This is a genomic window from Pseudacidovorax intermedius, from assembly GCF_001476815.1.
In the GTDB taxonomy this organism is placed as follows: Bacteria; Pseudomonadota; Gammaproteobacteria; order Burkholderiales; family Burkholderiaceae_C; genus Xenophilus; species Xenophilus intermedius_A.
In genome coordinates this window covers 1-12,931 of record NZ_LDSL01000210.1, presented here as the reverse complement: position 1 = coordinate 12,931, position 12,931 = coordinate 1, and the positions used below count along the sequence as shown (strand labels likewise).

At 71.2% G+C, this 12,931-nt stretch carries 1 protein-coding gene; it reads right to left on the bottom strand.

The window, feature by feature from the left end:
* The coding region (locus NS331_RS26895) for a beta strand repeat-containing protein (protein ID WP_058644509.1) at positions 1-12,931 on the bottom strand (12,931 nt) is incomplete at both ends.

Below are 12,931 nucleotides of genomic sequence, written 5' to 3'. Positions count from 1 at the left end.
CGGAGCCCGCGCCACTCACCATCGGCTGGGCCGAGGACGCGCCCAGCAGGTAGGCCGCTTCCAGCGCCCCGCCCTCGGTGCCCGTGTCCAGGTCCGCCAGGTCCATGCGCACATGCCCGCCCAGCAGCTCGTCCAGGTAGCTGCCCGTGGCCTGGCTGGCCACCGCCGCCGCCGGCAGCTGCGCCGACAGCAGGCTCGCGCCCGTGCGCGGCGTCAGCCCCGCCAGCGACAGCGCGCTGGTCGTCGCCGGCGTGCTGGCGGTGTTCACCTTCACGTTCAGCGGCCCGGCCTCCGTCGGCGCCATCGGCGAGCTCACCCGCGTGGGCGTGCCCTCGGCGATCAGCTGCCGGTAGGTCTTGCCGTTGGCCAGCAGGTTGAACACCGAGCTCGTGCCGTCGCTGTCGCGCAGCACCAGCCCGTCCGGCGCGTCCACGTCGATGCGCGTGGCATTCACCCCGATGGCCGGCAGCGTGCCCGCGCCGTTGCCCACCAGGGGCCCGTGGCCGCGCATCACGAAGCTCGCCGCCACCACGTTGGCCCCCGGGCCGTTGCCCGCGTCCGCAATGGTGCCGCCCGTGCTGCTGACCTGCACCACCCCGCCCAGCGCAGTGATCGTGCCCAGCGTCACGTCGCCGGCCGCGGCCAGCGCCATGCCCTTGCCGCCCATCACCACCGTCGTGCTGCCGGCCATCGCGATGCCGCCGGAGGCGTCGACGTGGAACACGCCCGTCACCCCCAGCGTGCCGCTGCCCTGCAGGCTCACCTCGCGCCCGTGCACGTTCAGCTCGCCCGTCGTCAAGAGCGACAGCACCCCGATGTCCAGCCCCGCATTGCCCGAGGCCGGCAGGCCCGCCGCGCCGCCGCTGCCGCCGGTGCCCGACTGGCCGATGTCCACCTTGGCGAAGCCCTGCAGCTTGGCGATGGCGTTGGCATCGATCACCAGCGCATCGGCCGGGCCCGTGGCGCCCACGCTCACCGCGCCGCCGGCCACCGCATGCGTGAGCGTGGCCGAGGCATCGCCCGCGCCGCGCACCACGCCCAGCAGCGACAGCGTGCTGGCCGAGATCACCAGGTTGCCGCCCGTGCCCAGCTCCACGCCGCCCAGCACCACCGAGGACGCGCCCACGATGCGCAGGCTGCCGCCGTCGATGCGCAACTGGTCCTTGAACTCCACGCGGCCGCTGGCCTGCACCGTCACCTCGCCGGTCACGTGCACCTGGCGCTCGAACACCACGTCGGTGGCATCGGTCACGCGCAGCGTGTCCAGCGAGTTGGTGGCACCCACCGCGCCGCGGAAGCTCACCGCGCCGCCCGAGCCGCTGAGCACCAGCACGTCGGTGCCCGCGCCCGTGGGGGCGGTGCCGTCCACGGCCTGCGCGAAGGTGATGTTGCCGCCGCCGTTGCCCGCGAGGCCTGCGGTCATGCGCACCGTGCCGCTGACCAGCAGGTGGTCGTTGACGTCGATGGCGCCCTGCACCTGCAGCGTGGCGTTGGTGGCCTGCGTGCCCGCGCCCGAGCCGTTGATCGTGAGGGCCCCGGCCGCGACCGTGCCCTGCAGCAGCACCTGGCTGCCGGCGCCGCTGGCGTTGATCACCAGCGGGTCGCGCAGCACCACCGCGGCGCCCTCGCCCACGATGCGGATGTTCTCGCCCGCCGCGCCGGTGCCCAGCGTGATGGACTGGAAGCCCGGGGCCAGTAGGGCCAGCTGGGCCTGGCTCAGGTACAGCGCGCCGGGGTTGGCGGCCTGCGCCGCCGCATCGCCCAGCACGATGGCCGTGCCCGGCGTGGCCGGGCGGATGCTGAGCTTGCCGCCGGGGCTGGACACGCTCGCCTGCAGGTCGATGCTGTTGCCCACCAGGCTCACGTCCTGGCCGGCCGCCGCGATGGGCTGGCTCACGGTGAGCGTGCCGGTGTCGGTCAGCAGCCGGGCGACGCCGGTGGTGTCCACCTTGGCGGTCTTGAGGTCGCCGGCCGCATGCAGCGCGATGGCGCCCGAGCCCGAGCGGATGTCGGCGCCCTCGCCCGCCACGATGGCGCTGCCCGCGCCGCTCGCGTTGAGTGTGATGGCGCCGCTGCCGTCGGCCACGACCGCGCCGTTGCCGGCCGGGCTGGTGCCGTCGGTGAGCGTGATCGTGCCCGCGGCGTTCAGCACGATGTTGCCGTTGGCGCGGGTGATCAAGTCGGACTGCTGCACGGCCACCACGGTGGTGGTGCCGGCGCTGCCGACGCGCTGCACGGTGACGGCGACGTCGCCCAGGGTGACGCCGTTGGCCTCGTTCACCTGGATGCCGCCGGCCCCGGCGCGTGCGCTGAGGCGGGCGACGGCGGTGTCGAACAGCTTATTGGCCGTACCGATGCCGTTGCCGGCGACCATGGCCAGGCCCGCGCCGCTGACGTTGGTGCGCACGTCGCCGCCGTCCAGGATGGAGCCGCTGGTGGCCGTGAGGACCACGTTGCCGGCGGTGGTGATGCCGCCGACGGTGAGGTCCTGCGCGGCCGTGACGCGGATGTCCGCGCTGGCGACCAGCTGGGCGTCGGCGGCCTGCGTGATGCTGGCGCCGGATTCCAGGTCCAGGGTGCCGCTGCCGCCGGTGGCGATGCGGGTGCCGGCGGCCTGGCCGATGGCGCCGCCGGCGGCCAGGGTGATGTGGCCGCTGGCGGACACGACGTCCGCGTTGAGCGCGATGGCGCCGGTGGTGGCCTGCAGCAGCAGGTTGCCGCGCTCGGTGCTGGCGCCGGCCGTGCCGATCACGAGGTCGCCCGTGCGGCTGGTGAGCACCAGGGCGCCGTCGCCGCGGCTGCCGAGGCCGGCCTGGGCAGCGTTGGCCGTGGCCGCAGTGCGGCCATCGACGCCGACGCGGTTGACGTCGACGGTGACGCTGCCGGTGGCCAGGCCATCGGCTTCGCTCAGGAACAGGCTGCCGGATCCCGTGTTGCCCGCGCTGGCGCTGAGCACGGAGACCGCGGTGCGCAGCGCACCCGTGGCCGTGCCGATGGACTGGCCGGCGCGCAGCTGCAGCGCATTGGCGGTCACGTGGGCGGCGTCCGCAGCGACACCGGCGTCGGCGATGCTGCCGCCGGCGAGCACGGCCGCGTTGCCGCCGGTGGCGATGCGGCCCAGCAGCACGTCGCCGCCGGCTTCCACGCGGACGTTGCCGCTCGCAGAGGCCAGCAGGCTGCTGGCGGACAGCGTGACGTTGCCGGTGGTGGCTTGCAGGTCCAGGCTGCCGGATGCGCCGGTGAGCACGTCGGCGCCGGCGGACAGGGTGATGCTGCCCGAGGCCAGGACGCTTACGCTGCCGGTGCCGCTGCGGATGTCCGCGTTGGCGTTGGCGAGCACGTTGCCCGACAAGGCCTGGATCAGCACGTTGCCGCTGCCGTTGGCGGTGATGGCGTTGCCGTCTGCGGACGCAGAACCGTCGATCAGCACCAGGTCGCCCGTGGTGCTGCGCAGCACCACGTTGCCGTTGGCGGCCGAGGCGATGTCGGACTGGGTGGCGTCGGTCACCGCGGTGGTGAGCGCGTTGGCGCCGACGCGGTTGATGCTCACACCAACGTCGCCGACGGTGAGGCCGTCGGACTCGGTCACGAACACACCGCCGGCACCGGCGCGGGCGCTCAGCGTGGTCACAGTGGTTTCCAGCGCATTCGCGCCGGAGCCGATGGCGTTGCCCGCAATCAGGCGCAGGCCACCGGCCACGATGTTGACTGCCGAGTCGTTGGCACCGGCCACCAGGGCGTCGGCATCGATCAGGCTGCCGCCGGCCGTGAGGCTGGCGTTGCCGCTGGTGGTGAGTCGGCCGACGGTGATGTCGGTGCCCGCTTGGACACGGATGCTGCCCGTCTGGGTTGTGAGGTTGCTCGTGGTGCTCATCACCACGGCGCCCGCCGTCGCCAGCAGGTCGATGCTGCCGGCGGCGCTGGTGAGCACATCGGCACCGGCGGACAGCGTGATGCTGCCGGAGGCCAGGACGCTGATGCTGCCCGTGCCGCTGCGGATGTCCGCGTTGGCGTTGGCGAGCACGTTGCCGCCGATGGCTTGCACCAGCACGTTGCCACTGCCGTTGGCGGTGATGGCGTTGCCGTCTGCGGAAGCCGTGCCGTCGGTCAGCACCAGGTCGCCCGTGGTGCTGCGCAGCACGATGCTGCCGTTGGCGCCGGTCACGATGTCCGACTGGGTGGCGTCGCTCGTCGCGGTGGTCAGCGCATTGGCGCCGACACGTTTGATGCTGACGGTCACGTCGCCGACGGTGAGGCCATCGGACTCGGTCACGAACACGCCGCCGGCACCCCCACGGGCGCTCAGCGTGGCCACCGTGGTTTCCAGCGCATTCGCGCCGGAGCCGATGGCGTTGCCCGCGCTCAGGCGCAGGCCACCGGCCACGACGTTGACCGCCGTGTCGTCGGCGCCGGCCACCAGGGCGTCGGCATCGATCAGGCTGCCGCCGGCCGTGAGGCTGGCGTTGCCAGCCGTCGTGATGCGGCCGACGGTGATGTCGGTGCCCGCCTGAACGCGCACGCTGCCGGACTGGGTCGTGAGGTTGCTGGTCGTGGACATGCTCACGCTGCCCGTCGTCGCCAGCACGTCGATGCTGCCGGCTGCGCTGGTGAGCAGATCGGCACCGGCCGACAGCGTGATGCTGCCCGAAGCCAGAACACTGATGCTGCCCGTGCCGCTGCGGATGTCCGTATTGGCGTTGGCGAGCACATTGCCCGCAATCGCCTGAATCAGCACGTTGCCAGAGCCGTTGGCGGTGATGGCATTGCCGTCTGCAATGGCCGTGCCGTCGTTCAACACCAGGTCGCCCGTGGCGCTGCGCAGCACGATGCTGCCGTTGGCGCCGGTCACGATGTCCGACTGGGTGGCGTCGCTCACGGCCGTGGTCAGCGCATTGGCGCCGACACGGTTGATGCTCACACCCACGTCGCCGACGGTGAGGCCGTCGGATTCGGTCACGAACACTCCACCAGCGCCCGCGCGGGCGCTCAGCGTGGTCACCGTGGTTTCCAGCGCATTCGCGCCGGAGCCGATGGCGTTGCCTGCACTCAGGCGCAGGCCGCCGGCCACGATGTTGACCGCCGTGTCGTTGGCGCCGGCCACCAGGGCGTCGGCATCGATCAGGCTACCGCCGGCCGTGAGGCTCACGTTGCCAGCCGTCGTGATGCGGCCGACGGTGACGTCCGTGCCCGCTTGGACACGTACGCTGCCAATTTGCGTCGTGAGGTTGCTGGTCGTGGACATGCTCACGCTGCCCGTCGTCGCCAGCAGGTCGATGCTGCCAGCGGCGCTGGTCAGCACATCCGCGCCGGCCGACAGCGTGGCGCTGCCGGAGGCCAGAACACTGATGCTGCCCGTGCCGCTGCGGATGTCCGCGTTGGCATTGGCGAGCACGTTGCCGCTGATGGCTTGCACCAGCACGTTGCCGGAGCCGTTCGCCGCGATGGCGTTGCCGTCTGCATTGGCCGTGCCGTCGTTCAGCACCAGGTCACCCGTGGCGCTGCGCAGAGCGATGCTGCCGTTGGCCGTCGTGGCGATGTCCGACTGCGCGGCGTCCACCACGGCAGAGGTCAGCGCATCGGCACCCACACGGTTGATGCTCGCCGCCACATCTCCGAGCGTCAGTCCGTCGGTTTCCGTCAGGAACACGCCGCCGGCACCCGCACGGGCGCTCAGCGTGGTCACGGTCGTTTCGATGGCGTTCGCACCGGAGCCGATGCCATTGCCGGCGTTCAGGCGCAGGCCGTTGGTCACGATGTTGACCACGCCGTCATCGGCGCCGCCCACCAAAGCATCGGCGTCAATGACACTGCCGCCGGCCGTCAGGCTGGTGTTGCCCGTCGTGGTCGTGATGCGGCCCACGGTGATGTCCGTGCCTGCTTGAACGCGCACGCTGCCGGTCTGGGTCGTGAGGTTGCTGCTGGTGCTCATCAGCACCGCACCGGCCGTGGCCAGCACGTCGATGCTGCCAGCGGCGCTGGTCAGCACGTCGGCACCGGCCGACAGCGTCACGCTGCCCGAGGCCAGGACGCTGATGCTGCCCGTGCCGCTGCGGATGTCCGCGCTGGCGTTGGCGAGCACGTTGCCAGCCATGGCTTCCACCAGCACGTTGCCGGAGCCGTTGGCGCTGATGGCGTTGCCGTCCGCGCCCGCCGTGCCGTCGTTCAGCACCAGGTCGCCCGTGGTGCTGCGCAGCACCACGTTGCCGTTGGCCGTCGTGGCGATGTCCGACTGCGTGGCATCCACCGCGGCAGAGGTCAGCGCATCGCTGCCCACGCGGTTGATGCTGGCCGACACGTCGCCCACTGCCAGGCCATCGGTCTCCGTCAGGAACACGCCGCCTGCACCTGCACGGGCGCTCAGCGTGGTCACCGTGGTCTCGATGGCGTTGTTGCCGGCACCGATGCCATTGCCCGCGCTCAGGCGCAGGCCGTTCGTCACGATGTTGACCACCGTGTCGTCGGCGCCGGCCACAAGGGCGTCCGCATCAACGATGCTACCGCCGGCCGTCAGGCTGGTGTTGCCCGTGGTCGTGGTGATGCGGCCGACCGTGATGTCGGTGCCCGCTTGGACACGCACGTTGCCGGTCTGGGTGGTGAGGTTGCTCGTGGTGCTCATGACCACGGCGCCTGCGGTCGCCAGCACGTCGATGCTGCCAGCTGCGCTGGTCAGCACGTCGGCGCCGGACGACAGCGTCACGCTGCCGGAAGCCAGCACGCTGATGCTGCCCGTGCCGCTGCGGATGTCCGCATCGGCGTTGGCGAGCACGTTGCCAGCCAGCGCTTGCACCAGCACGTTGCCCGCGCCGTTGGCGCTGACGGCAGTGCTGTCGGCTGCCGTCGTGCCATCGTTCAGCACGACATCGCCGGTCAGGCTGCGCAGCACGATGCTGCCGTCGGCGCTCGTGGCGATGTCCGATTGCGCGGCATCGCTCACCGCTGTCGTCAGCGCGTCGCTGCCCACGCGGTTGATGTTAACGGCCACGTCGCTCACCGTCAGGCCGTCGGTTTCCGTGAGGAACACGCCGCCCGCACCCGCGCGGGCGCTCAGCGTGGCGACGGTCGTTTCGATGGCGTTCGCACCGGAGCCGATGCCGTTACCCGCGCTCAGGCGCAGGCCGTTCGTCACGATGTTGACCACGCCGTCGTCGGCGCCGGCCACCAGGCCGTCCGCGTCGATCAGGCTGCCGCCGGCCATCAGGCTGGCGCTGCCGGTCGTGGTCGTGATGCGACCCACGGTGATGTCCGTGCCCGCCTGCACCCGCACGCTGCCCGTCTGGGTCGTGAGGTTGCTGGTGGTGCTCATCACCACGGCACCGGCCGTCGCCAGCACGTCGATGCTGCCGGCGGCGCTGGTCAGCACGTCGGCATTCGCGGCCAGCGTCACGCTGCCCGAAGCCAGCACGCTGATGCTGCCCGTGCCGCTGAGGATGTCCGCGTTGGCGTTGGCGAGCACGTTGCCCGTCAGGGCTTGCACCAGCACGTTGCCGCTGCCGTTCGCCACGATGGCGTTGCCGTCGGCGCTCGCCGTGCCGTCATTCAGCATCAGGTCGCCCGTGGTGCTGCGCAGCACGATGCTGCCATTGGCCGTGGTCACGAGGTCGGATTGCGCAGCGTCGCTCACCACGCTGGTCAGCGCATCGCCGCCCACGCGGGTGATGCTCACAGCGACATCGCCGACAGCAAGGCCGTCGGTCTCCGTCAGGAACACGCCGCCCGCACCCGCACGGGCGCTCAGCGTGGTCACCGTGGTCTCGATGGCGTTGGCACCGCTGCCGATACCGTTACCCGCGGCGAGGCGCAGGCCGTTGGTCACGATGTTGACCACCGTGTCGTCGGCGCCGGCCACCAGGGCGTCTGCGTCGATCAGGCTGCCACCGGCCGTCAGGCTGGTGTTGCCGGTCGTGGTGGTGATGCGGCCGACCGTGATGTCGGTGCCCGCCTGGACACGCACGTTGCCGGTCTGCGTCGTCAGGTTGCTCGTGGTGCTCATCACCACCGCGCCCGCCGTCGCCAGCACGTCGATGCTGCCAGCGGCGCTGGTCAGCACATCGGCACCGGCGGACAGCGTGATGCTGCCCGAAGCCAGCACGCTCACGCTGCCCGTGCCGCTGCGGATGTCCGCATCGGCGTTGGCGAGCACGTTGCCGCCCAGTGCCTGTACCAGCACGTTGCCCGTGCCGTTGGCGCTGATGGCCGTACCGTCAGCCGCCGCGGTGCCGTCATTCAGAACCAGGTCGCCCGTGGTGCTGCGCAGCACCACGTTGCCGTTGGCCGTGGTCACGATGTCCGACTGCGTGGCGTCGCTCACCACCGTGGTCAGCGCATCGCTGCCGACGCGGTTGATGCTCACGGCCACGTCGCCAACAGTCAGGCCGTCGGTCTCGGTCAGGAACACGCCGCCGGCACCCGCACGGGCGCTCAGCATGCTCACCGTGGTCTCCAGCGCGTTGGCGCCGGCACCGATGCCGTTGCCGGCGCTCAGGCGCAGGCCGTTGGTCACGATGTTGACCACGCCGTCGTCGCCACCGGCCACCAGGGCGTCCGCATCCGCGATACCGCCACCGGCCGTCAGGCTGGTGTTGCCGATGGTCGTGGTGATGCGGCCGACGGTGATGTCCGTGCCCGCCTGCACGCGCACGCTGCCCGTCTGGGTCGCGAAGCTGGTCGTGCTCGACATGCGCACCGCACCCGTCGTGGCCAGCACGTCGATGCTGCCGGCCCCGCCGGTCAGCAGGTCCGCGCCCGCGGCCAGCGTCACGCTGCCCGACGCGAGCACGCTCAGGCTGCCCGCGTCGCTGCGGATGTCGGCGTTGGCCAGCACGCTGCCCGCCAGGGCCTGTACCAGCACGTTGCCGCTGCCGTTGGCATTGATCGCGTTGCCGTCGGCGGAAGCCGTGCCGTCGTTCAGCACCAGGTCGCCCGTGATGCTGCGCAGCACGATGCCGCCGTTGGTCGTGGTGGCGATGTCGGACTGCGTGGCGTCGCTCACCGAGGAGGTCAGCGCATCGCTGCCGACGCGGTTGATGCTCACCGCCACGTCGCCGACGGTCAGACCGTCGGTCTCCGTCAGGAACACGCCGCCAGCACCGGCGCGGGCGCTCAGTGTGGTCACCGTGGTCTCGATGGCGTTGCTGCCAGCACCGATGCCGTTGCCCGCGGTGAGGCGCAGGCCGTTGGTCACGATGTTGACCGCCGTGTCTTCGACGCCGCCCGCCAGGGCGTCGGCATCGATCACGCTGCCGCCCGCCGTCAGGCTGGTGTTGCCGGTCGTGGTCGTGATGCGGCCGACGGTGATGTCCGTGCCTGCCTGGACACGCACGTTGCCCGTCTGGGTTGTGAGGGTGCTCGTGGTGCTCATCACCACGGCGCCCGCTGTCGCCAGCATGTCGATGCTGCCGACCGCGCTGGTCAGCACATCGGCGCCGGCCGACAGCGTCACGCTGCTCGAAGCCAGCACGCTGATGCTGCCCGTGCCACTGCGGATGTCCGCGTTGGCGTTGGCGAGCACGTTGCCTGCGATGGCCTGCACCAGCACATTGCCTGTGCCATTGGCGCTGAGGGCCGTGCCGTCAGCAGCCGCGGTGCCGTCGTTCAGCACCAGGTCGCCCGTGGTGCTGCGCAGCACGATGCTGCCGTTGGCGGTCGTGGCGATGTCCGACTGCGTGGCGTCCACCACGGCAGAGGTCAGCGCATCGACGCCGACGCGGTTGATGCTGGCCGATACGTCGCCGACGGTGAGGCCGTCGGTTTCCGTCAGGAACACGCCGCCGGCACCCGCACGGGCGCTCAGCGTGGTCACGGTCGTCTCCAGGGCATTGCTGCCTGCGCCGATGCCGTTGCCTGCACTCAGGCGCAGGCCGTTCGTCACGATGTTGATCACCGTGTCGTCGGCCCCGGCCACCAGGGCGTCAGCATCGATCAGGCTGCCGCCGGCCGTCAGGCTGGTGTTGCCCGTCGTGGTCGTGATGCGGCCCACGGTGATGTCGGTGCCCGCCTGCACGCGCACGCTGCCCGTCTGCGTCGTGAGATTGCTGGTGGTGCTCATCACCACCGTGCCTGCGGTCGCCAGCACGTCGATGCTGCCCGCAGCGCTGGTCAGCACATCGGCGCCGGCCGACAGCGTCACGTTGCCGGAGGCCAGGACGCTGATGCTGCCCGTGCCGCTGCGGATGTCCGCGCTGGCGTTGGCGAGGACGTTGCCGGCGATGGCTTGCATCAGCACATTGCCCGTGCCGTTGGCGCTGATGGCGTTGCCATCGGAGTTTGCGGTGCCGTCGTTCAGCACCAGGTCGCCCGTGGTGCTGCGCAGCACGATGCTGCCGTTGGTCGTCGTGGCGATGTCGGACTGGGTGGCGTCGCTCACCGCCGTGGTCAGCGCGTCGGCACCCACACGGTTGATGCTCACGGCCACGTCGCCGACCGTCAGGCCGTCGGTTTCCGTCAGGAACACGCCGCCTACGCCCGCACGTGCGCTCAGCGTGGTCACCGTCACTTCCAATGCATTCGCACCAGAGCCGATGCCATTGCCCGCGGCGAGGCGCAGGCCGTTCGTCACGACGTTCACCGCCGTGTCGTCGGCGCCGGCCACCAGCACGTCCGCATCGATTACGCTGCCACCGGCCGTGAGGCTGGTACTGCCGGTCGTGGTCGTGATGCGGCCCACCGTGATGTCGGTGCCCGCCTGCACACGCACGCTGCCCGTCTGCGTCGTGAGGTTGCTCGTGGTGCTCATCACCACCGCGCCTGCAGTCGCCAGCACGTCGATGCTGCCCGCAGCGCTGGTCAGCACATCGGCGCCGGCCGACAGCGTGATGCTGCCCGAGGCCAGCACGCTGAGGCTGCCGGTGCCGCTGCGGATGTCTGCATTGGCATTGGCGAGGACATTGCCGCCCAGCGCCTGCACCAGCACGTTGCCACTGCCGTTGGCGCTGATGGCGTTGCCGTCGGCGCTTGCCGTGCCGTCGTTCAGCACCAGGTCGCCCGTGGTGCTGCGCAGCACGATGCTGCCATTGGTCGTCGTGCTGATGTCGGACTGGGTGGCATCGCTCACCGCCGTGGTCAGCGCATCGCTGCCCACGCGGTTGATGCTGGCCGACACGTCGCCGACGGTCAGACCGTCGGTCTCCGTCAGGAACACGCCGCCAGCGCCCGTACGGGCGCTCAGCGTGGTCACGGTGACTTCCAGGGCATTCGCACCCGAGCCGATGCCGTTGCCCGCGGCGAGGCGCAGGCCGTTCGTCACGACGTTCACCGCCGTGTCGTCGGCACCGGCCACCAGGCCGTCCGCGTCGATCAGGCCGCCGCCGGCCGTCAGGCTGGTGTTGCCGGTCGTGGTCGTGATGCGGCCCACCGTGATGTCGGTGCCCGCTTGCACGCGCACGTTGCCGGTCTGGGTCGTGAGGTTGCTCGTGGTGCTCATCACCACGGCACCGGCCGTGGCCAGCACGTCGATGCTGCCGGCGGCGCTGGTCAGCACGTCGGCGTTCGCGGCCAGGGTCACGCTGCCGGAAGCCAGCACGCTGATGCTGCCCGTGCCGCTGCGGATGTCCGCGTTGGCATTGGCGACCAGGTTGCCGGCCAGTGCCTGCACCAGCACGTTGCCTGTGCCGTTGGCGCTGATGGCCGTGCCGTCAGCAGCAGCCGTGCCGTCGTTCAGCACCAGGTCGCCCGTGGTGCTGCGCAGCACGATGCTGCCGTTGGCGGTCGTCGCAATGTCCGACTGCGTGGCATCCACCACGGCAGAGGTCATTGCATCGGCACCCACACGGTTGATGCTCACCGCCACGTCGCCGACGGTGAGGCCGTCGGTTTCGGTCAGGAACACGCCGCCTGCACCCGCACGGGCGCTCAGCGTCGCGACGGTGATCTCGATGGCGTTGCTGCCAGCACCGATGCCGTTGCCCGAGCTCAGGCGCAGGCCGTTCGTCACGATGTTCACCGCCGTGTCGTCCGCGCCGGCCACCAGCACGTCCGCATCGATCACGCTGCCGCCGGCCGTCAGGCTGGTGCTGCCGGTCGTGGTCGTGATGCGGCCCACCGTGATGTCCGTGCCCGCCTGCACCCGCACGCTGCCCGTCTGGGTCGTGAGGTTGCTCGTGGTGCTCATCACCACCGCACCGGCCGTCGCCAGCACGTCGATGCTGCCAGCGGCGCTGGTCAGCACGTCGGCATTCGCGGCCAGGGTCACGCTGCCGGAGGCCAGGACGCTGATGCTGCCGGTGCCGCTGCGGATGTCCATGTTGGCCAGCACGTTGCCGGCGATGGCCTGCACCAGCACGTTGCCCGAGCCGTTCGCGGTCAGCGCGTTGCCGTCGGCGGAAGCCGTGCCGTCGTTCAGCACGATGTCGCCGGCCGTGCTGCGCAGCACGATGCTGCCGTTGGCCGTGGTCACGACGTCGGACTGCGTGGCGTCGCTCACCGCCGTGGTCAGCGCATCGCTGTCCACGCGGTTGATGCTGGCGGACACGTCGCCGACGGTGAGGCCGTCGGTCTCCGTCAGGAACACGCCGCCCGCGCCCGCACGGGCGCTCAGCATGGTCACGGTCACTTCCAGCGCATTCGCACCGGCACCCATGCCGTTGCCCGCGGCGAGGCGCAGGCCGTTCGTCACGACGTTCACCGCCGTGTCGTCCGCTCCGGCCACCAGGGCGTCAGCGTCGGCGATGCTGCCGCCTGCCGTCAAGCTGGTGTTGCCGGTCGTGGTCGTGATGCGGCCGACGGTGATGTCGGTGCCCGCCTGCACGCGCACGCTGCCGGTCTGCGTCGTGAGGTTGCTCGTGGTGCTCATCACCACCGCACCCGTCGTCGCCAGCACGTCGATGCTGCCGGCGGCGCTGGTCAGCACGTCCGCACCGGCCGACAGCGTCACGCTGCCGGAGGCCAGGACGCTGATGCTGCCCGTGCCGCTGCGGATGTCCGCGTTGGCGTTGGC